17 protein-coding genes are annotated in these 23,210 nt (G+C 34.9%); 6 read left to right on the forward strand and 11 right to left on the reverse strand.

Going from position 1 to position 23,210, the window contains the following annotated elements:
- The first annotated feature begins 48 nt into the window (after positions 1 to 48).
- Positions 49 to 1,218 carry a hypothetical protein gene (locus tag AB8P06_RS12245; protein WP_369842125.1) on the forward strand — a complete coding sequence of 390 codons (1,170 nt, stop codon included), beginning with the start codon at positions 49 to 51 and terminating at the stop codon, positions 1,216 to 1,218.
- Positions 1,219 to 1,615: 397 nt separating this feature from the next.
- Here the strand turns inward: AB8P06_RS12245 and AB8P06_RS12250 are convergent, their stop codons facing one another.
- Positions 1,616 to 3,367 carry a tetratricopeptide repeat protein gene (locus AB8P06_RS12250; protein ID WP_369842127.1) on the reverse strand — a complete coding sequence of 584 codons (1,752 nt, stop codon included), beginning with the start codon at positions 3,365 to 3,367 and terminating at the stop codon, positions 1,616 to 1,618.
- 324 nt (positions 3,368 to 3,691) lie between these two features.
- Here AB8P06_RS12250 and AB8P06_RS12255 point away from each other — a divergent pair, with 324 nt between their 5' ends.
- The 3 genes from AB8P06_RS12255 (at position 3,692) to AB8P06_RS12265 (ending at position 5,804) form a co-directional block, all read left to right on the forward strand.
- Entirely contained in the window at positions 3,692 to 4,144 is a 453-nt protein-coding gene (locus tag AB8P06_RS12255; protein ID WP_369842129.1) for a helix-turn-helix domain-containing protein, read from the forward strand.
- Positions 4,134 to 4,583, forward strand: a complete 450-nt coding sequence (locus AB8P06_RS12260) for a transposase (protein ID WP_369842131.1) — start codon at positions 4,134 to 4,136, stop codon at positions 4,581 to 4,583. Before AB8P06_RS12255 ends, AB8P06_RS12260 begins: the two co-directional genes overlap by 11 nt.
- A gap of 393 nt (positions 4,584 to 4,976) precedes the next feature.
- A complete protein-coding gene (locus AB8P06_RS12265; protein ID WP_369842133.1) occupies positions 4,977 to 5,804 on the forward strand; it encodes a hypothetical protein in 828 nt (275 codons plus the stop codon).
- Positions 5,805 to 6,390: 586 nt separating this feature from the next.
- Here the strand turns inward: AB8P06_RS12265 and AB8P06_RS12270 are convergent.
- Positions 6,391 to 8,103: an RICIN domain-containing protein gene (locus AB8P06_RS12270; RefSeq protein WP_369842135.1), complete on the reverse strand. Its 1,713-nt coding sequence runs from the start codon at positions 8,101 to 8,103 to the stop codon at positions 6,391 to 6,393.
- 979 nt (positions 8,104 to 9,082) lie between these two features.
- Here AB8P06_RS12270 and AB8P06_RS12275 point away from each other — a divergent pair.
- Positions 9,083 to 12,361: a glycosyl hydrolase gene (locus AB8P06_RS12275; RefSeq protein WP_369842136.1), complete on the forward strand. Its 3,279-nt coding sequence runs from the start codon at positions 9,083 to 9,085 to the stop codon at positions 12,359 to 12,361.
- A 416-nt stretch (positions 12,362 to 12,777) separates the two neighbouring features.
- Here AB8P06_RS12275 and AB8P06_RS12280 read toward each other — a convergent pair whose 3' ends face one another.
- The 9 genes from AB8P06_RS12280 to AB8P06_RS12320 all read right to left on the reverse strand — a co-directional run bounded on the left by AB8P06_RS12280 (position 12,778) and on the right by AB8P06_RS12320 (position 22,278).
- Positions 12,778 to 13,296 (reverse strand): DUF2911 domain-containing protein, encoded by a 519-nt coding sequence (locus AB8P06_RS12280; RefSeq protein WP_369842138.1) that lies wholly within the window; start codon positions 13,294 to 13,296, stop codon positions 12,778 to 12,780.
- Between the two features lie 31 nt (positions 13,297 to 13,327).
- Positions 13,328 to 15,019 carry a sodium:solute symporter family protein gene (locus AB8P06_RS12285; protein ID WP_369842140.1) on the reverse strand — a complete coding sequence of 564 codons (1,692 nt, stop codon included), beginning with the start codon at positions 15,017 to 15,019 and terminating at the stop codon, positions 13,328 to 13,330.
- 100 nt (positions 15,020 to 15,119) lie between these two features.
- Positions 15,120 to 17,624 carry a PIG-L family deacetylase gene (locus AB8P06_RS12290; protein ID WP_369842142.1) on the reverse strand — a complete coding sequence of 835 codons (2,505 nt, stop codon included), beginning with the start codon at positions 17,622 to 17,624 and terminating at the stop codon, positions 15,120 to 15,122.
- Between the two features lie 699 nt (positions 17,625 to 18,323).
- Positions 18,324 to 18,647 (reverse strand): hypothetical protein, encoded by a 324-nt coding sequence (locus AB8P06_RS12295; protein WP_369842144.1) that lies wholly within the window; start codon positions 18,645 to 18,647, stop codon positions 18,324 to 18,326.
- 84 nt (positions 18,648 to 18,731) lie between these two features.
- Positions 18,732 to 19,442, reverse strand: coding sequence for a hypothetical protein (locus AB8P06_RS12300; protein ID WP_369842146.1), 711 nt, complete (start codon positions 19,440 to 19,442; stop codon positions 18,732 to 18,734).
- 460 nt (positions 19,443 to 19,902) lie between these two features.
- Positions 19,903 to 20,448 (reverse strand): helix-turn-helix domain-containing protein, encoded by a 546-nt coding sequence (locus AB8P06_RS12305; RefSeq protein WP_369842148.1) that lies wholly within the window; start codon positions 20,446 to 20,448, stop codon positions 19,903 to 19,905.
- Positions 20,423 to 20,695, reverse strand: coding sequence for a hypothetical protein (locus AB8P06_RS12310; protein WP_369842150.1), 273 nt, complete (start codon positions 20,693 to 20,695; stop codon positions 20,423 to 20,425). Before AB8P06_RS12310 ends, AB8P06_RS12305 begins: the two co-directional genes overlap by 26 nt.
- Before the next feature lie 399 nt (positions 20,696 to 21,094).
- Positions 21,095 to 21,766: a hypothetical protein gene (locus AB8P06_RS12315; RefSeq protein WP_369842152.1), complete on the reverse strand. Its 672-nt coding sequence runs from the start codon at positions 21,764 to 21,766 to the stop codon at positions 21,095 to 21,097.
- Between the two features lie 146 nt (positions 21,767 to 21,912).
- Positions 21,913 to 22,278 carry a winged helix-turn-helix transcriptional regulator gene (locus AB8P06_RS12320; protein ID WP_369842154.1) on the reverse strand — a complete coding sequence of 122 codons (366 nt, stop codon included), beginning with the start codon at positions 22,276 to 22,278 and terminating at the stop codon, positions 21,913 to 21,915.
- A gap of 54 nt (positions 22,279 to 22,332) precedes the next feature.
- On the opposite strand from AB8P06_RS12320, the gene AB8P06_RS12325 reads away from it, so the two are divergent.
- Positions 22,333 to 23,196 carry an SDR family oxidoreductase gene (locus AB8P06_RS12325; RefSeq protein ID WP_369842156.1) on the forward strand — a complete coding sequence of 288 codons (864 nt, stop codon included), beginning with the start codon at positions 22,333 to 22,335 and terminating at the stop codon, positions 23,194 to 23,196.
- Positions 23,197 to 23,210: the final 14 nt, after the last annotated feature.

A 23,210-nucleotide genomic window follows, 5' to 3' on the forward strand; every position in this document is an offset into this window, starting at 1 on the left:
TCTAAAATATAAATTTCATTTTTTCTAATTTTAAAATTAAGGTTTCTTATGGCAATTACAAACTCGGAGAATATTATTTCGCAAATCAATTCAAATATATTCTTTAAAGAATTCACCTTTAGTAAGAATGACTTTAAAGAACTTAACACAAATCAAAAATTGGAGTTTGCTGATAATGTTGTCTGGTTAGACACACTATTTTTTATATATCAAATTAAAGAACGAGAACCTAATTCTAAAAATAGTGATGTAAAATGGTTTGAGAACAAGATATTAAAAAAAGCTGTTAAACAAATAAAATCTACACTTAAATACATTTCAACATATCCGGAAATTTTTATTGAAAATGAAAAAGGTCACAAATTGGATGTTATAAAAGCAAAGGAATGTATAAATCCAAAAAAGATTATTGTCTATCTACCTCCCGACAATTTTCCCGAATCTAAGAGGCATTTAAAATTTTACGAAAGTTCTGAGATTGGATTAATACATCTTTTCCATTCTGAAGATTATTATTGGATCTGTAAGTATCTTATAACACCTGCAGAAATTGAAGAATACTTAAACTTTCGTGAGCATTTATTTCTCTTTGATAAAACAAAGAGCAACGAGTTGCCTGAGCAATATTTCTTAGCACATTTCTTGGAAACATTAAATGCAGACCATTTCGAACCTTCTTATATAAGCAACCTACAGACTCACAATCCCGATATTGGAAAATTTGATGTTTCATATATCATTGATAATTTTAGTAAAAATATAAAATTAATTAATCATCAGACCGAATATTATCCAATCATACAGGAAATTGCAAAACTAAATCGTTCTGAGCTTTCTGAGTTTAAAAAAAGAATTTTATTATCAATAGAAAATTCTGAAAGCGAAGAAATTATTCTGCCTTACAGAATATATTTCCCTGCTACAGATTGTGGTTTTATATTCATTCCTTTACATTCAAAAAACACACAATATTGGAAAACTGCTCTCTACAATTTTACAATAGCTCATAAATATGATACCAAGGCTACAAAATGCATTGGAGTTATCGTTGTAAGAGATCAAAAAGATTTGGAATACTTTGAATTTTATTGGCAATTTGTTGATGAAGAGTGGGTTTATGATGATGCTATAGAAAAAGCCTTAACAGATAACTATCCCTTCAGAAAAACAAAAATGAAAAAGGTTGATAATCGTTATAAAAATGATGGATATCATTAAATTGTAACTATTAAAAATCATTTAACACCTTCAAAATATTATCTATATCTATCAATAAATGGTTTGAATAAAGTCCTGTCAAGTTCACAAACGACAATATGCGCAAATTTAGGACAATTTGCGCATATTTATTTCTATACAACTTATAATCAATCAGTTAATTTTCGACAGATTAAGGCTTTCATTACAAAAGTATTAATTCAAAAAAACATATTGATTCTATAATAAAAATATAATTTATTTTGAATACCCTCAAAAAGGTTCTTCTGATTTTATGGAAATAACTGTATTCTATCTAAGTTTCCGATAAAATTTACTTTCCAATTAATTAAAAATCTGGTCAATTAGCATTAACCAGATTTTTTTATTCCTTATAAATTGATTACGTTAAAATTGATTAAAAATTTAGATTCTGCAAGAATACATTTAAATCCTGATCTTTAGATAAGCCTATTCTTTGTTTTAATCTGTATTTCTTTGTTTTTACAGTATGCGAATCCGTTTTTAATATTTGCGATATCTCTCTGTTATTCATATGGAGATAGATATATCCTGCATATTTCAGATCCAGGTCTGTAAGCTTTTTATCAGAAATTTCTATCAGTTTTTTATAAAATCCAGGATGAATTTCTTCAAACAACATTTTAATATTCTTTACTTCATTGGTAATGAGTTTATCATCCCTCAATTCTTTTTCAATATTGATGTCCTCATGGTTATTTACTTTTGCTGATAAATTATTAATAAAGTTATTCTTTTGCTCCAGCTGTAAAGAAGTCGCCAATATCTGTCTGTATAATTTTTCTTTTCTTGTTTTTGTCTGTCTTAATTCTTCTTTTACTTTATTTTTCTCCTCTTTTTCATTAAACAAAGATTGCTCAATTTCCCCCTTCTCCCTTCTTATAATATTCATTTTACTAAGCTTCAGCTTTAGCCTGTGACGATAATAGTAAAGTAAAAAAATAGCGACCATAAGACATAATGCTATGACAGCAAAAAAGCCAATACCTCTTTTTTTCAGCTGGTTCAGCTGTATGCTTTCACTTTTCTCAGATTGATAAATAACCTCATAAGTAGAGTTGTAATTATTGAAAAGAGATTCATAATATTTATTGGCAACTTGCCGTCCTTCTTTTGCATACTTTATAGCCTTATCATATTCTTTCATATTTTCGTAGAGATTAGAAAGATTATCATTAATCAATACAAGGTTTAATGGATTGCTATCATTATTATTATGAGATAAAGTATAGGCGTTCAAGAGGTATTTCTCTGCAATTTTATATTGTCCCGTATTTTGATAGTAAGTACCTATATTATTGTAAATCAAGGGAACGAAATACGATAACCGGGGATCATTATTTGCTATTTTCAGGGCATTAGCATATGCTATCTGGCTTTCAGCCTGCTGATCTTTGTAAAGCTCTCCATACTGCAGATAGTATTTTACGAGACATCTTTCGCGCGCAGATTCATGCTGTATATTTTCTGCATATTGAAAGGAAGCTTGTAATGCATTTTTTGCCAATTTTCTGTAGTCTTCATTTTTTGTTTGTATAAGCTGCTTTATATAATAACTGCCCAGATTTATATATGATAAACTTATGATCATTGGGTTTTTTGAGCCTATGGCATAAGTATTCTGTTCTAAATAATATCTTTTGACGTCATTCTTAATATTATGCTGAACATAAAAGGTTACTTTAAGATAGGCTAGTATAGCAAGGATAAAATTATTATTTTCATGCTTCTTAAAAAGGTTAATACTGCTGTTTACATATTTCCTGAACAGATACTTATCGTTTAGACCGGCATAATAACAAGCATATCCATAATCTACATATGCAGATAATATTTCTTCTTTATCTTCAGACAATAGTATTGCTGCTTGCTCCAAAGTCTGTTTTGCTTCATTATATTTTTTTAACTTGATATAATAATCTGCTAAATAAATTTTGCCAATAATTTTTTTAGAATGGTCAGTAGAACTTAAAAATTTATTTTCAATATTATTTTTTGCTTTTTCATAATCTCTTCCAAATAAAAACGCATACGTTTCTTGCTGGTCCCGATACTGATCGCTTTGAGCATAGCAAATGGTAGTAATCCCCATTATAAACATTAACAATATAAAATAAAGACCTTTCATCTCTTTTTTTCTTTATATACTGACTTCTTTTTATATTACAAAAATACACAAAATAGATCTCCCTCATAAATTGCCCCAATACACAACCTCGATCCAAACAACTGAAAAACAAAACATTACACAAACATGTATACACAATGTATACCAAATTGCAAACAGCTATCTACTGCATGTACACCATGCTTTCTTTGATTGTTCTAATAATCTGCAGACCTTTGTCCCAAGATTTAATAAAGACAAAATACAGTCTTATTTCATAGTATAATTCAATGACTATCCTATTTGAAATTTATTGTATAGTATCCTATTAAAGTTAAAGAATTTATGATAAAAAAAACACTAAAAATGAAAAATAATTGCATTTCTATTGAAACCTATCCGAAAGATGATTACCAATACGTACCGATTACTTTCACATCAAAATTAAATTTTTATCCTCTCAAAATGAAAGGGCCAAATTACAGGCAAATTTACAGTGATATTATTCTGGAACAATTTCCGGACAAGATGGATCTTTGTAGAAATATTTTATCTAAAAGTCATTTGTCGACATTGGATGTCATTAAATTAAACGATATTCTTTGGAAACAAAATAAAACAATTAATTATAGAGGTAAATCATATGACAAAAAAAGCATTTTTAAAATGCTGGAATTTCAGAAAGAAAATAAATTAAATAATACGCAGCTTGCAGCCCATTTTAATCTAAGCCGAAATACTGTAGCATCCTGGAAGAAACGTTTTTTAATAACAAAAGAATTAAATAATGGATTTTAAGAATATACACATAGGCTCTTTTGTAAAAAAACGTTGTACGGAGTGCGAAATAAGTCCATTAGTTATTAGTAAATTTTTTGGAACTTCAGTTACTGAGATTGAAAAAATGTATCAGCAGGAAAATATGTCGACTGATATATTACTTAAATGGAGTAAATTATTAAAATATGATTTCTTCAGAATTTATACCCAGCATCTAATTTTATATTGTCCTCCTAATAAAGAACATGATTATAAAAAAAGAAACCCATTGTTGCCAAAATTTCGAAAAAACATTTATACAATAGAAATTATCAACTATATCCTTCAAAAAATAGAAGAGGGAGAGATGACTCCTGCCAAAGTTATTGCACATTACGGAATTCCAAAAACAACATTGTACAAATGGTCTCAAAAATATGGAAACAATATCATATCCCTAAAACAACACAAGGTGTAACAACCGGACTTAAGCTGTTGATATTTTTTAGAAATCAATAGAATAGTATAAAAAGTACTCACAGACCGTTCATAAGACAATTTCAATATAGTGCAAACTGAGCAAGTGAAAGCACGTTTAATAATATAACCTAAAGTTCCCTCATTCAAATGGCTGTAATACTATAATTTTTTCTCTTGCAGCTCAATCTCACAGGTTATAAAAAAAAACTGTGAGACTTTAAAAACGAAAATGATTTGTATTAACACCTTTTTCCGGAAAAGAAATTATCAAAATTCTAAAAACACAAATTAACATACATCTTAATCTTTAACATTCAACGTTAAGTTCAGAGAAGGAACCCGATTAAAATACCTTTCTCTTTCTTACCAGTAAAACTTAAAACAATCAATAATGAAAAAAGCATTAACTATTCTAGCATTTTCAGCCGTAATAAACAGTTATGGGCAAGTAGGGATCAATACTACAGAGCCTAAACAGGAACTGGATATAAATGGTGATCTATTAGTAAGAAACACTTTAAGATTTCCTGATTCTTCAAATCCAGAAATGGGTAATGGAGGTATAAGCGGACAGTTTTTGATTTCAACAGGAGATACTACCCCACCAAAATGGGGAACTGTAAACATACCGGTTGTTCCTCCGGGATCTTACTATCTGGCCAATGCAGAATCAATCTCAGATTTGGGAACAAATGGAGATGGTAGTAACCAAGGAGTAACTTTATCAGGAACATTTGACAGCGGTACTATACCATACAATGAAGGAATGGATATCAACACCACCAATTCAGGAAAACAGATATGGTATCCATTGGACGGGCTAAAAACCAATATGATAATTCCCGGTGCTTCCAATGATAACAAAGTATCAATAACATTGCAAACTATTATTCAATTCGTCGGAAACCTACCTGCAGCCAATTCTTATACGAGCTTTGCCATAGGAGTTTTTATAGATGATAAACTATATGCTGTAAGGTTGGGATTTTTCGGATATGATGTGATTGATGGTTTTCAGACAGAAACGGTTTCTACAACAATAAACAACTTATCTGCCGGCCAGCATACCATTCGGGTTGCTGTAGCCAGACGTTATAATTATTTAGGAGGAAATCTGGATCTATATGTAGGAAAGAAACCTCCCACAGCAACCAATACCAGTAATTTCACCAACAGAAGTTCTATCACTATTCAGTCTTATGTAAAAAATACAGATTAATTGTTAGATCAATAATTAAAATTATTTTAAGATTAATAACATTGTATTATGCGGTATTAGAATGCAGAATGCGAAGCCCGAAAGGGCTCCGCATTTTTTCACTCTATCTTCAGGTTCTTTTATAGCCAAATAATGAAAATTGAAGACAAATTTTTATCCTTTTAATTATTAAAGTTAAATTACATAAAGTTTTAATCTATAAGATTATTTAATAAAAAAAGAACCTTGTAATTCTTGTTTAATTTGGCTCAATCGAACCAAATCATCTATAAAAGTGTTTGAAGATATGCTCGTTAAGTTCACAAACAACAATATGCGCAAATTTCCTTAAATTTGCGCATATTGTTTTATCCCTAATAATCGCTTTTGTTTTCAGAATCAATTACTTTGGCCAATTTGCTTAGAATTTACAGTCAAACTACATAATCACAAGGAGAAATAGCAGGATCCTAAAATGCGTTTGCCGCATAGTGAAATTTTTAGTGTTTTTTGTTAAAAAAGTATTTCGCGGCAAGTAGTCCTTACCGCGAAAAGATGTAAGGAATTTGGAAAATAAAATCACGTTATTTTCGTCTTTCTAAGATGCCTAATTCATCGCTATAAATTTGAACTTGAACAATTGACAGGATGTCCCGTAGTAATCCCAAAGTTGCAAGTTAGAATTGCCGTCCATAATACAGTTGGGCACATCCCAGCCGCGGGTGGCATCTACCTTTGATAGAATTTTGTAGTAGCCATTGGCTACAGATACTACCTGCCAGGCCTGAGCATCATTACCATAGTTCTGCCATAGCCGGATTGAAGTTCCCAGTGTATTGCTGTTACTCGCTAGATCAATGCAACGATTTGTTGCGCTGGCTTTAGACACAAAACGCCAGTAGCCATTACCGGCATCAATGGCTATCCACTGCTGCGCCGTAGCACCATTTCTCGTCCATGGTCTTAACACTGCGCCATTGGCGTCCTCCCCGGATTTTAGATCAAGTACTTTATTGGCATCGGTCTGAAACTCGATCTCGTAAATACCATTATTGACCAGACTAGTTACGCTGCAGTTTGCAACGGGATAGTTGGAGGCCGCATATTGCTGAAACCACTGTTTGCTTGGAGCAGCGCAGGCCTCCCAATCGTTGTTGAAGGCTGTTCCTCCATTAGGGTCGCCTTTGTGGAGCAGATCATCCGGGGCAAGGAGGTTCCAGCTTACATTGCCGGATTGATCCGCGATATATTTTAGATTCGCACCAAATCCGGTTCCGCCTGCCGTACCGGTTGTGCCGGTTCCGAAGGTACCATATCCCTGCGGTGCCCAGTCGGTCTCGGTAATGGCGATCGGTGCAATGTCTGCAATAGGTTTAACATTGGTATTCCATGCATTTTGAAAGGATTGATAGTTGTTGACACCACCCCAGTAGCCTGGGTAGATGTGAACAGCATACCCAATATTACCCCCTGTGATCGGGTTATTAACATAGCCCTGATAATGCGATTGCCAACCCGTACCTGGTATCCAGCAAACATTATTGGCCCCATTGTTGCGAATGATGTTGACCAATGGCTGAAAGAAGTTTTTGAGTGCTTCAAAGTGCTCATTCCCCGTTGTTCCCCACACACCGTTTGTCCCCAGGATCTCAACGGGTTCGTTAGCTAATTCGAACATCACATTGTCGGCATTCTTCAATCCGGGATGTTGCGAGAGAAAAGTCCATACGGTCTTGAGATAGCTATGGTACGCATCATTGACTGCGATACGATGTGGACATACACCGGGAGGGCGTAGGATCACATACATACCTAGGCTTCGTGCATGGTCGATCAAAGGAATAATGACTTGATTGGTATAGGTAACCAAGCGGTTATAATTAAACCTCGATATATTATCTTCGGGAATAGGGGAACCTGGGTCATTGGTCCAATACGGATCAATGTGAAGGCGAATGTAATTGAGATACCAGCCATCGGCAGCGCTGCTGAGCTTGTCCATGACTGCTTTGTTATAGTTCAGAGCTCCCTGTACATTGTAATTATCCCAGGTACAGTAGCCAGAACTGGCGCCATATTGACAGCCATTGAACCAGGGGCTGGGTGTTATGGCAACCCCATGTAGGACAACGTTATTTCCGCAGGGATCTTTGAGGTACCTGCCGCCGACATGCAGGGTCGGTGTCACTGCCAATTTAGATTCACTGGCTCTTAGGTTTCTTTCAGATTCTTCTGGTAAAGTTTTTTCCTCCATCCGGGAGCAGTTGGAAAGAATGGTTAACATAAAAACCAGAAGTAACCACATTTTGTTTGTTCTCATAATTTAAATATTAAAGGTTATTAATAATCTTATTTTTTAGCCATCAATGCCTTGGTTTTCTGTCCTTCGTAAGAGTATCAGACAGATAAGTGAAATTTTTTAATCTTAATTGGATTGTTGTAATTATCCGGTTTGGAAAATCCTGAGTAGAGAATTTGACGTCTTTCTGCCAGACCACTCTCTGAGCAGACCTACTTAAAAATACATACAAGTGTGATATTATGAAAATTTTAATCACTAGTAACAATAGTTATTAATTTTAAATAAAAATATATAAATTATTAAATATAAAACAATATTTTATTAATAATTAACATAAAATATACATATCATAAATCTAATAATTAACAAATAGTTACAACACTATTTATAATAGGAAAAATAGAAGGGTCTTATCATAAATTTTATTGAGATGCCAATTACCAAAAGACGAAATAACTATTTACTTTTGCTTAAAATCTTACTCATTGGCTCAAAAAATCTGGCAAAAAACGAAATTGACCTAATAAATAATCTGCAGAATGTCAAAAACTTGATGTTGCAGATTCATACTCCTAAAATCTGTGTCATTTTTGTTTTTTTCCTTTTTCCGAAAATCCATCTTTTTCTTAATCTTTCCTTAGCGAAATTGGCTGATAAAAAATGAATTTTGGCTCAAACGAACCAAATCATTTTTAAAAGTGTTGAAGATACGCTCGTCGAGGTTACAAACAGCCAAATGGCGCCACTTTAAGACAAGTGGCGCTTTTTATTTAATATGTTAGCAAAATTGATCCAATACCACCTTTCTTAGAAACTTTGTTAATATTTGGTAAGTTACAAAACGGTCTCTGCTAATACATAATTATAATCCATTATCATTCCTGTGAGAAATTATATCTATAGTTCGAAAAAAATAGCAGAGGTAATTCAGGATTGTACAAGATAGTCAAATACAAGCAGTTGATTATATTTGAACACGTTCTCATAATCTTTTAAAATGTATCGTAAAATAAAACTATATCTCTTTTTCCTTATTATTTTGCAAAACTTAAACATTGTAAAATGTCAGCAAAAGTCAGGTTTTTTAGATGCTAAATTTGGATTTTTACATCCTCAAGACAGCGCCAGAACAAAAGTTTGGTGGTTTCATGGTGAAACTGAAACAACCAAAGAAGGAATCACTGCTGATCTAACAGCTTTTAAAACAGTTGGTGTAGGTGGAGTCGTATATTATGATCAAAGCCACGGTAAAGCAGAGAAGGCATTAAAAGGTTTTTCAACTGAATGGTGGGATATGCTAAAATTTTCAGCATCGGAAGCAAAACGCTTAGGTTTGACATTTGAACTTCATATTTCAAACGGATATGTTGCCGGAGGAACCTGGATCACCAATAAGACAGGAATGAAACGTCTTACTGCTACAGAAATATTGATAAGAGGTGGAAAATATTTTAGTAAAAAATTACCAGAGCCTAAAAACAAATACAATTACTATAAGGATGTTGCCATTCTTGCTTTTCCGGCACAACAGGGAGCAGGGAAAACGTCATATTCTGAATCTGTAAAAATTTCTTCAAACTTTAAACAATCAGAGATTCAAAAACTTTTTGACATCCAATCAGGAACGGCGGTTAGAATTCCACGAAATGATTCTGGAGTATATATTAATCTTGAATTCTCGAAAGATTTTGAAGCACGCAGTATAACGTACAAAATGCAGCCACGAGGAAAATCTACGACAAGTGCAACCAACGTTCCCGCTCCTCCTTCTGAAACATTTACAGGAACAGGATACAGGGTTTTACCTGATTTCGGACAATTGGAAGTATCTTATGATGGCATTCATTATCAAAAAGTATGCGATTTAAAACCAATCTATAAAGTCCATGAAAGCTGGAGACAAAAAACAGTTTCATTTGCCTCTGTAAAAGCAAAATATTACAGACTGAATTTTCACGATTGGTGGGAAAATTCAGAAAAAAATCAGGAGCTTTTGCTTAATTCTATTGTTTTGAATTCATCAGCAATGCTTGATCAGTTTGAAGAAAAAGCGGGACTATTTACAGAATATATTGAAAAAGACAGAACTCCATTATTTAAAGGAAAAGAAGTTATTCAATCAGAAAAAATCCTCAATATTACCGACAAGTTGGATTCTAATGGTACTTTACATTGGAATGCACCTAAAGGAGATTGGGTAGTTATGCGTTTTGCATACGAGCCAACCGGAGCCAATACCAAACATGGAAGGGCAAACCTTATCGGACGAGAATGCGATAAACTATCTGTCGAAGCTGCAGAACTACACTGGAATAATTATGTGGCCGTTATAGCAGATTCTTTAAAAGCTTCCAATAGTGGTGATCTTAAAGGAATTGCAATGGATAGCCACGAGGCAGGATCACAAAACTGGACTGACAAATTTATAGATCAGTTTAAAGTTAGAAGAGGTTATGATCCTACCCCTTACCTACCGGCAATGATGGGATATATTGTTAATGGTGTAAAAGAATCTGAAGGATTTTTATTTGATGTCAGAAGAAATATTGCTGATATGATCTCTGATAATTATTATGGAACATTCAACAGGATGGCGAAACAACGCGGATTAGATTTTACAGCTCAGGCAATTGGTAATGCACTATGTATTGTGGGAGATCCGATACAGGCAAAAAGTAAAGTGGATAAACCTCAAGGTGAATTCTGGGTAATTCATCCTAACGGAAATTATGATATAAAAGAGAGTTCTTCTGCTGCTCATCTTTACAATAAGTCTATTGCATCTGCCGAAGCTTTCACAGATACACAATATTCGACATCTTTATCAGATTTAAAATCACTTGCAGATTATGCTTATGCTTTTGGAATAAATGAATTTGTAATCTGTGCTTCAGCTTATCAGCCTTGGCTAGACAAAATTCCGGGAAGTACAGGAGGAGGAAGACAGTATGCAATTAACAGAAATAATACCTGGTGGAATTATAGCCGGCCATTCTGGGACTATCAGGCAAGAAGTGCTTATCTTATGCGTATGGGGAAGTCTGTTGCAGACATCTCCGTATATCTTGGAGAAAATGCACCTGTAAAAATTTTGACAAATCGTTTGCCTGATATTCCTGGCGGATATGATTTTGACGCCTTTTCGACAGATGCGTTACTCACAAGAATGGATGGAAAAGATGGAAAAATTGTTCTTCCTGATGGCATCTCGTATAAAATTATGATTCTTCCGAAAAACGGAGATATCACACTTATTGCATTAAGAAAAATTGAACAAATTGTAGAAAAAGGAGCTATCATTTACGGTTCAAAACCAATTAAATCAGAATCAGCAACAGACATAGGAAAAGAAAAAGAATATCAAAACATTGCGGATAGACTATGGGGAAAAAATCCTGCTAAAATTGGTACAAAGGAAACAGGCAGGGGAAAAGTTTATTGGGGAGGAACATTGGAAAACGCTTTTGAGGCTGCTCAAATCAATCCTGACATAATGATAGACCGATCTGACCCTAAAAAATCAAAAATATATTTTGCCCACAGAAAACTTAAAGATTCAGACATTTATTTTATTGATAACCATAAAGACACTTCTGAAAATAATCTTTTTTCATTCTCAGCCAGCGGTAGATTTGCACAAATTTGGAATCCTGTATCCGGAGAGAGATTCTCAGTACCATTTATAAAAAGTACAGATGGAAAGTCTGCTCTGAAAATATCGCTCGTTGCTCATGAATCCTGTTTTGTAATAATTAGCGATTTCGAGGAGAAACTACCCTTATCACAAGAAAGGAATTCATATCAAAAGATGAATGTGAATGAAGATTGGCAAGTATATTTTAATGAAAAAACTGGAGGAGTTGGGAATACAATTTTTCATAAACTGCAGGATTGGACCGAGTTTACTAATCCGCAAATAAAGTACTATTCAGGAACTGCTATTTACAAAAAAAGTATAAAAATCAATTCTAAAAGAAAAAATGTTATTCTTGATATCGGAAACCCAAATTTTGCTGCTCACATATTTATAAATGGAAAAGATGCAGGAATAATATGGTGCTCACCATGGCAGCTTGATATTACATCATTTCTAAAAGATGGTAATAATGAATTAGAGATTCATGTAGCCAACCCCTTGACAAACCGAATGATTTATGATTCTCAGCTTCCGGAAAAACAACGTGTAACTTATTCTTACCCGGAAATAGTAACAGCTGCAGATAGTTTGGAACCTTCAGGACTAACTACCGTTAAAATTTTACAATCCGAATATTAAGTTTCATTAATTTATGGCACAAACAATGAAGTGTCATATTTGCCCAATTCGTTTGTTTATTCCTGAAATTATTTGAAATAATATTAATCTAAAAAAATTATTTATAAAATAAGCCTTGTGATCCTCATTTAATTTAGCTCAAACGAATTAAATCATCTGCAAAAGTGTTTGAAGACATGCTCGTCCTGGGCATTTAAGGAGACCACTATTTGACAGCCGTCTCTTTTTTACCCATAAATATCTATTTATCAAACTTTTATGATTTGATGTTTAGTATTCGATATTTAAGCGTAAAAATGCTTAGTCTGTCTGAAATAAACATTCTGAATGTGCCACAATAGTAATCTTTGATACAAAATCAAAGTTTTAAACAAAAAAATCCCGGATTAACCGGGATTTTAATTTCTAATTAAATTTTATTTTATCTCTACAGGAACTGAGATTTTATCCCAATCCATCGTAAATCCGTTATTGTTTATTTTATAAACTAAATTTTCCTGTGTTGCCTGTAAAGCTTTTGTTTTAACATCAACACGTAAAGCATCTTTAGCTTCTTCGTATTTATAAGCGCCCCATTGGTTTGGTTCTTTGTTAAAAATCGCAGTCCAGGTTCCGCTTTCTTTAGGAATTAAGAAAAAGCTGTATTTACCTGCAGGCAGTTTTTTACCCTGAACGGTAATGTCTTTATCCGTTTCGAAAGTAGTTGCTTCATTGGCACCCGCACGCCAAACTTTGTTATAAGCTTCTAAACCGCCCCATATTGTACGCCCTTTAACTGAAGGACTGCTATAGGCAATTGTAATGGTTGCATCTTTAATTTTTCCCGTAGCAGTAGCCGGCGGACTGGCAGGTTTTTTAGTATCCTGAGCAAATGCATTCACTGAAATCGTCATTGCAGCAAAAAGTACGGTAGCAGATTTAATCATTGTTTTCATAATATTTTTAATTTGTTTGTTTTTTGTTCGTTTACGAATTTACTGTTTTCTGCTTATAAAACAGTAAACCAATTGCAGAAAATATAATGACTGCCGCTGCACCAATTACATTAAGCCAAAGGAAAGAAACGATATCGAACTGATAAACGGCAATTACCGCAATTTCTGATAGAATTGCAGCAATAAATACATTCGCCCCGGTGATTTTTTTATAGTAAAATGCAACCAGAAAAATTCCCAATATCGGACCATAGAAAAGAGAACCTAATACATTAACCGCTTCAATAAGGGAACCCATTTGAGTGGCAAACATGGCTACACCAATTGAGAAAATACCCCAGGCTAAAGTGTGCAGGCGGCTATACCTCAATTCAGTTTTCTCATCAGGAATTTCTTTGCTGAATATTAAATGAATATCTTTTAATGAGCAGGCGGCAAGGGAATTCAGTGCTGCAGAAATTGAACCCCAGCTGGCCAGAAAAATAACAGCAAACAATAAACCGATCATTCCTACAGGCAAGGTATTTTTCACGAAATACAGGAAAATATAATTCGTATCCGTTTTCTCTGCATTATAGTTTGAATTATTAATCGCTTCCTCTACTCTGCCGTGCAGTTCCTTCACTTGAGTTTGTGTATTTTTAAAATCCTGAATTGTTTTTTTGAGCTGGGGAGAATGAGTTTCTTTCAGCTTTAAAATTTCTTTCGATTCTGCATTAAATTTTATCTGTAAATCCTGATGCTCTTTTTCAAAAACCGCAGCCTGTTCAGGTTGTGTATCCTTTAAATGTTGATAAGAGCGTTCGTTAAAATAAATCGGAGCCGGTTTCAGAGAAAAGAAAGCGAAAAGCAAAGCACCGATCAGGAGAATAGCAAATTGCATCGGAATTTTAACCAATCCATTCAACAGCAAGCCCATTTTTGCGTTGGTATTGTCTTTCGCAGTAATATATCTCCCAACCTGACTCTGGTCGGTACCGAAGTAAGAAAGTGCCAGAAAAAAACCGCCAATTATTCCGCTCCAAATGTTGTACTTGTCTTTCCAATCAAATTCTGTAGTGATTACATTGAGCTTTCCGGATTTCCCCGCCAGGTAAAGCGCATCCTTAAAACCAATTCCATCCGGCATATTTTGAATAAGCAGATACCCTGCAAAAGCCATTGTTCCCAGAATAATGAGAAACTGTAGTTTTTGGGTGTGAGCGATCGCTTTTGCACCGCCAACATAGGTATAAATCAACAGAATGCCACCTGTTAAAACATTCGTTAAATAAATATTCCAGTTTAAAACGCTTGACAAGATGATACTCGGAGCATAAATACTGATTCCGGTTGATAAGCCTCTGGAAAAAAGAAAAAGCAGAGAAGTGAGCACCCTTGTTTTTTTATCAAAACGGTTTTCCAAATATTCATAAGCCGTGTAAACATTTAAGCGCTGAAAAATCGGGATGAAAGTGACACAGATCACAATCATCGCCAAAGGCAAACCAAAGTAATACTGAACGAAACGCATGCCGTCCGTATAAGCCTGGCCCGGTGCTGAAAGAAATGTAATGGCACTTGCCTGCGTAGCCATAATACCTAAAAGCACAATGTACCAGGGCATTTTATTATCAGCTTTCAGGTAGGACTCGTTGCTTTTTTGGCCACGACCGATGAATACGCCGTAAACAACCACTACAACAAGTGTAAAAATCAAAACTGTCCAATCTATGCTACTCATGCCCAGAATTTAGTAAACCAATAATAAAATGCGATCTGGAATACTAATGCGGCTGCTAACAGTATATACCAGGTATTCCAATTTTTAAGTTTCTTGTTCATCAGTTTTTCTGTGCAGATAAAAAGTTTAAAAATAAACGTGCCGCTCCAACATTTCCTGCAGGCAGCTGTCTGAAAAATGCCAATGGTGTATAAATAAAATTACCCTTCCCGTATTTGGCATATAAAGTGGATCCCTGAAGAGGCTCTTCATCTGTATCGTGCATTTCAAAAAGCAGTTCGTACGTTGCATCCCATTGAGCAGGGAAATAGGCGCCACGTTCCTGTACCCATCCTTTAAAATCATCAGCAGTAATTTTGTTCGGAAAGTTCAGTAATTTATGATTTGGATTTAAAAACGTAACCGCAGCATTTTCTTCGGTAACACGCTTATTGGCAATACTGAAATTGTATATCCCCAATTTGTCAACGGTTGTATCCTGGTTGGTGTTGTACTGCATCACCAGATTACCTCCTGCTTTTGCATAAGACCATAAAAAAGGCATCCAGCGACCTAACTTTTTCTCTGTATTATTGGCACGAACACCAAGTACGATGGCATCATATTGTGACAGCTTGTTTTGACTGCCGTTTCCGCCGGATTCATCTAAGTTGCCATAAAAATCTTCGTCTTTCAGGACATCTACCTGAACACCTGCAATGCGCAGGAACTCAGGAATGAAATCGCCCGCACCTTCTATGTAACCCACTTTTTTAACCTTCGCCTGGATATCACCTTTCATTACGGCTACCGTTGCAGGTGCAAAATATTGTAAGGAGGGTAAATGCGGGTATTGAATTAATATTTGTTTTTTATTATAGGTAACTCCATCTGCAACAAAACTGGCATCCAATTGCAAACGGGATGAGTTTATTGAGGCAAGCTTAGCTTTTGGAATAACGTAATCAATGGTACTGTCTTTCCCGTTGAGCGAATTTACATCAGCTCCGCCTAACCGTTCTCCGTTATACATCAGGTTTAATTTACCTTTACTGAACTGTTTGTTAGAATTAACCTTAACATTTAAACTCAAATGTAAATCTTCATTTTCTTTGATCACATAAAGCGGTTGTGTAAATTTCAGTTCCAATGCAGGAACGATGCGCAAGGCTTCGACCACATCACCACGCACAGGGTCTAATTTCTTAAAAGATAAAGGAAGTTTAACCTGAAACTTTTCCGAACCGATTTTTAAACCAAGCAAAACATTGAGTGGTGATTCTGCTTCGGGCAAACCGATTAAAGTATCATTCGGAACTGAAAAAGTGGCTGCGTCCTTTGCTGGTTTTGCCAACCAGTACGGTTCTGTGAGTGCTGCATCTGCAGGAACCTGAATATCATGCTGAATGGTAATTAAAGAATCTTTTGATAGTTTTCTGTTGAAGCTTTCTGATTGACTCAACCATTGTACATTTTCTAAAACGACAGGGTTTGCAGCTCTTGAAATCAAATTTAACCTGAAATTGTAATGATCCCCGGCAACAGCTTCAGTCTGATTGGTTACGACCTCGCCCATAAACCCGGCACAGCTTAAAATAATATTGTCAAGGGATTTAATTTTATCCTTTTTTAGATCTGCATCTTTTAGCTCCGTGACCTTTTTTCTTAAAGCAAGCAAAGCAGGCAAACTCTGATCTGGATTATTGAAATTGAAAGCGGAAATAATCTTATCTAATGACTGGTCAATATCAGCATTTCCCTGTGAGGTCCAGGTTTTAACGACTCCGTCAAAAAGTGTTGCTTTTGTAGGCTCGCCGGTAACGTGGGCAAAATATTCAGTTCTGATCCCGGCTACAGACTGTGTTCCCGCACCCTGACTTTTATGTAAGCTTCTGCTTAATCCTGCCAATTCACCATAGCCCATCCCCAATTGCGCATCATATTGTCCAACCGTAACTTTCAGTTGATTTTCAGCGGTCGTATTGACCCCGCCAAACCGGAAAGTATTCCACAATAGGCGTTTTGGCTGCCATACATTAACATATTTGAGTTGATCTGGGAAAGCGGTTTTATCACCTGCCAGCTTAAAAGCTTTTTCCGCAACCACGGCCGAAGCCGCATGTTGTCCGTGGCCTGCAGCAGCAGTAGGAGGAAAACGACAAATGATAACATCAGGACGGAATTTACGGATTACCCAAACTACATCAGCTATAATGCTGTCTTCATCCCATTGCTTAAAGGTGTCGGTCGTATTTTTAGAGAACCCGAAATCAATCGCCCGGGTAAAAAACTGTTGGGCGCCGTCTAACTTTCTTGCCTCTAAAAGCTCATGCGTTCTGATTAAACCCAATGCAGCACCCTGCTCTGTACCTAATAAATTCTGACCACCATCACCTCTGGTTAAAGACAGATAGCCCGTTTCTACATTCTGATCGTTGATTAACCAGGAGAGTAATCCTGTATTCTCATCATCGGGATGAGCTGCAAGGTATAAAACTTTAGGAAGGTGTTTAAGGGTTTTGAGCTCGCGGTAAATTTCAGATGATTTTGAAGGCCGAACCTGTTGAGCCGAACAAAAAACCGTATAAAAGCCAAGGATAAATACAGTGATTACTTTTTTGAACATTTGAATTTGCTTTGCAGGGCAAATATAAGTAAATCATCTTTCTTTCAGCTTTAAAAAGAAAAAGCAATGAACAATTCAAACATTTTATTATATCATATCTAATAAGAAAGCAAAAGTTGGGAAATGGGGTATTGTTTGTATTGGACTCATTGAAATGTAATGCAAAAACTCATTTCCTTATTGTCTACTTTTAAGGAGCAAAGAAAGAATCAACTCTGGCGATTTTATGAAGCGAATATTATTCATCTCATTATAATCGATTGCTTCTTAGCTTGCTTAAAAATAAGGCATATTTTAAATTGAGACTTTGTGTTACATTTCAGGAATTTATAAAATTATTTTTTAATTGAAAGGATTAACGCAAAGTTCATTAATAATTCCGTTTTATTTTAAGGAGCCAAAGCGATGCGACTTTGTCGCTAATGAAGCGGTATGTTTATATATATGCTTCGGCGAATCAACGAAGTTGATTCTATCCTTTGCTCTCTTAAAATCAAAAGTTTTAAAAATGATTGAATATTTGAACCATTAAGATTTTTTAAGCTGTTAAGAAAAGTTAAGAATATAGCTAAAGCTATTGATAAAGCCGCCACCTTCATTCATCAAAGATGAATCTTAACTTATCTTATCCTCTTCATTTTTCTTACTAGTTTAAATACGACAAGTAATATGCTATTTCCTATGTTTTGTACTTGTCCCCTATTCTGAAGTAGTGTCAGTAGTCTTTTTTTCTCTCTTTCTTTGAAGAATAAGATGTGCGGCATCCAGCATTTTAACCGTATGAATGTAGGGCATAACGACATTCCTTTCCGGCAGGTTTTCATAGACGCCCATTGAGAAATAGACGATCCCGGACATGAAATAATCAAATTCTTTGAGACTGTATTCCCTGAATGCTGTTTTGAAAACCAGCAGAGGGTTCCGGTATTCCTTCTCCGAAAGCAGGCCAAGAACCCACGGGGAAATCTTTTCCGGCTGGGTATCGACCGTCCATTTAAGAGATAGTCTCTTTTTGTTCTTCATCAATGCCTTTTGTCATGTATTTACTGTCTCAAAACATTTACGTTAATGTTTTACAAAACAATTTTCCCTGTATATGTATCTATATTAATTGTTATATTGTACCCATTTACCATAACCATAACCATCTGATAATTCAATATATGTAAAGCCTTTTTCATGTATCATATCAAAATAGCCTAATGTTTCAAATTTTCTAAACCACACATCATTAAACAGAACATACGTCAATTTTATTTTTTTATTATCCTTTCCAAAAACATTAACCTTAACATCTAGATTTTTGTCAAGTAATAAATCTCTAAAATTTTCTCTATATTTTAATCGTCCTTCAGATTCTTCTGCGGATTGTTTTTTATCTAAATCAGCAATCTGTTTTTTACCAATCACAGTTTCATTTTTCACTAATGAATCTCTGGTTTTTACAACTCTATTTTCAAATTCAGACCCTTTAGTTTTTTTAGCAAGTCCAGTAAATCTTATAATTTCAGTATCTACAAAATATTTTTGTGATCTTAATATGAAATATGCATTTTTAACTTCATCAGATAGGCTTTTGATGACAATTTCATGTTGATTTAAAATTTCAACTTCGCTTTTATTTAATCCCAAACGTTTTATTTCATTTTCTTCCTCTATTTTTTTGGCAGAAACTTTATCTAATTCCTCTTGCTTCTTCTTTTCAGCTAATATTTCTTCTTCTGATTTATGAAAAATATTTATATAAAACATTGAAATAAATATCATTGCTAATCCTAAAATCAATACCTTTTGTCTAGATTTCTCCGTTAATCTCAAGTTTTCAGCTTCGGTATTATTGGGGAATTTATTATGTATAGATTTTACTATTACGAAATTTATCAGAAATACAATAAATAAGCATATTAGAATTGTTGTAAAAGTTATCATGATAATAAAATAGTTTTAATTAATAAAGATTGTTTCCCACATTTTTTCCAAATATAAATAATAGTAATATGCAGAAATTGCGGAAAACCGTAAGTCGAAAGATTTTGCGCATCAGAAGTTTAAAAAAAAATCCCAGCTTTCGTTGGGATTTTTTAAGCAAAAGAATATCTAATAGGTTTTACATTATTTTTTCACCAACTCCACTCTACGGTTTTGCGCCTTCCCTTCTTCAGAAGTATTATCTGCAATCGGGGGGGGTTGCTACCGAAGACTCACTTTCCGAAGTCCCCTTGCTCTCCAAAGTCTTCCGACTTTGGAACGTGCTATCCCTCTTTAAAGTAAGTGAAAGCTAATAAGCAAATCCTAGTTTATTTTTAACATGCTTACGTTCTTCATCTCTTAATTTTTGACTTGTCATGATCTCATGTTCTTTATCTTTTTGAATAACTTTAAACCAACTTATTGCGGGAATCATCCCGTTGGAATGTAGTTCAAGCCTAATGATGAACTCATCTGTCGGATTTCGATGATTATTAATATATTGGCTCAGTACAGCGGGCTTAATATCTACCTCAACAGCAAAGTCTTTATCTTTTTTTTCTTGTCTGCTCACATATTCTTTTAAAAAAAATCCAAAACTAAGGGCTTCCACATATTGGTTGCTATCTATATAGTCTTCCAATTGAAACTTTAGCTGTAATAATCTTGAATACATTTTTTGTTTGGGAGTGCGATTTTCAAATTGGTTCCTGCGAGCTGTCCAAAAGTCGTCCTCCTCTTTTTTATCCTTCGTATTCAAAACTTTATCAGCAGGGAAGACAAAAGCATCCGCAAGTTCTTCACCTGTAAACTTTGAAAAATCTGTTTCTTTAATTTCCTTTCTGTTTGTCTTCATAATATTCCTGAATTAATTTTAATGAATTTTCTCCTTCAGTTATCAAATATATTTTGGTTGACTGTAATCCATATAGTTGTATATAATGTTTCTCAAGCTTTGTTTTTGGCTTTAAGCATACAAATCCTCCAAACCCTCTTTTAAATGCTTCTCTGCATGCAAATGCAATAAGGCAACCTGCAATACGGCTGTACTTCTTCGATTTACCAACATTTTCTTTGGATACCGCCAGAAGCCTGATTTCCAAAGTATAGTCCTTTGGTCGTTCCTCTATTGATAGCAGTCCTATTGGTTCTTCTTTATCCTCTGCTGTTAATTTATAAACATGAAAGTTTTTTCTTTATTCCAATTAAAATCAAATCGTTTGGTTTTATTAATTTGTGAAATTTCAGCAGCATCAATCTTAGTTATTGTTGCAGCCTGTTTCTCATCCGTAATTTTATTTAGCACATACATTACCTAACAAATATACAAAAAAGTTTACATTATATGTAAACTTTTATCATAAATCATTTCTTTCCGGTAGCTTCAATAAAAGTTGTATTATCCACTCTCCAAAGTCCCCAACTTTGGAGCAAGTTTAAAGGAAATGATCAAATTTACCAGTTCAAAGTCAAAAAATTTTGCACATCAGAAAATAAACCACTTATCTCTTCCTAACTGCATTCCACGTAAGATAAATATAATTAAACATACAAAACGTCGCCGCCGCCCCAAACGTATGCCACAAAAAGTGGGTTCCGAAACTGAACCATTCCCATTTATCAGCAATACGGAAGGTCAATGCAAAAACAAACGACAATACGGCAAAGCCTACCCATTTGCCGGCTTTCCATTGTGTATAAATCAAATACCTTAATACCGAGAAAACTACAAATGAGGCCATGATTGCATAATTAACGTTGATAAAAAGAGAAGTGTTATCGATCAAAATCCAGTTTCTCAAAGCAAACATGAGCATTAGATATACGAGAACCATTACAACAGCATAGTACCATCTGGTGCTTTGAGCTACAAAATAAAACCCGGCAGACAGGCAAAGCAACATAATGGGCAGCCAATCCATCATAATAAACACCGGCCATTGTCTGAATGAATGGTAAACAGTTCCTCCTATGGCACCAATATATAATAAAACCAGGCAGTAGGTTAAAAAAGGATGTTCTTTAAATTGATCCTTCATTTTAAGGGTCCAAAAAATGGCTATGACTAAAAATAATACAGCAGTTATTGCATTTAACGGCTCAGGAAAAAACTGAGCCATATCTGTTTCTTTATATAACATGCCTCCGTCCGGAGGTATTGGGGGTATCGGCATTGTCTTTTTTTATATTATATTTATTAGGCATGCTTTAGAGTGCAAAGTACAAACACAAGCCATTTTTCTAAACATGAGTAAAACATATACTTACTTCTTCTAAATATAGAAAAAATTATGGCATGATACCGTTTTAGATCTTCATCTCAATCATTCCCTGCCATTCTTTTTAAAATTACTTTTCTCAGCCTGTCTTCATTTTCGTCAGCCCAAAATCCTAACGTAGAAATTACAGGAATGAGGGTCTTCCCAAAATCTGTGAGGAAATATTCAACTTTTGGTGGAACCTGAGCATAGATTTTCTTGGTAACAAGCTCGTGCTCTTCAAGCTCTTTCAACTGGATATTTAAAACGCGTCTTGAAGCATCCGGAATTTTACGCTGTAATTCACTTGGACGCAGATGACCTTGATTAATAAACCATAACAGACGGATTTTCCATTTGCCGTAAAGGACTTCACCTATAAGGTCAAGACCGCAATTTAAATTCAAAGGTATTTTTCTTTCATGCATACACAAATTTAGTCCAATGTACCAAATTGTACAATAGGGGAATAAATTATCCCTATGCAATTCGGTTTTCCGTTATTGCCTGAAAAAGTGATACTTCGGAAATTTGTATCAAAGAATTTAACAATGGAAAATCTATTTGATTACAACAACGAACTTCAAGGTAAAATTGCCCTGGTAACAGGAGGAACAAAAGGAGCAGGCAAAGCAATAGCAGAAAGACTGTTACAAGCTGGTGCAACCGTTATTATTACCGCAAGAAACGCACCCGAAAAAGAAAACAGCAATCTGCATTTCATTCCTTCCGATTTGAGTAAAGCAGAAGGAACACAAAAAGTAATCAGCGAAGTGCTGTCGACTTATGGGAGGCTGGATATTCTTGTGAACAACCTTGGTTCTTCATCGACACCCGCTGGTGGCTTTACCGTATTAACTGATGAAGACTGGGAATCTACCCTGCAAGCTAATTTGCTTGCACCTGTTCGACTGGACAGAGGATTTTTACCGCAAATGATTGAGCGAAAAAGTGGCGTAATTATTCACATCGCTTCAATCCAGGGTAAATTGCCTTTGTACAATTCTACTTTGCCGTATGCCGCCGCAAAAGCAGGATTGATTAATTACAGTAAAAGCTTATCCAATGAAGTTACGCCAAAAGGTATTCGCGTACTGACTGTTTCGCCAGGATGGATAGATACTACAGCATCGAAAGCCTGGCTGGGCGAGATTGCAAGAAATGCAAACAGCACTGTCGAAGAAGCTCAGCAAAGTGTTATGGACGCACTGGGTGGAATACCGTACGGAAGACCTGCCGAACCGGAAGAAGTAGCTGAGTTAGTTGGTTTTCTTGTTTCTCCAAGAGCCAATTATTTAACAGGAACAAACTTTGTAATCGATGGCGGCACAGTGCCAACAATTTAATAATCTTAAAATAC

It is taken from the genome of Chryseobacterium tongliaonense, assembly GCF_041224435.1.
Taxonomy (GTDB): Bacteria; Bacteroidota; Bacteroidia; order Flavobacteriales; family Weeksellaceae; genus Chryseobacterium; species Chryseobacterium tongliaoense.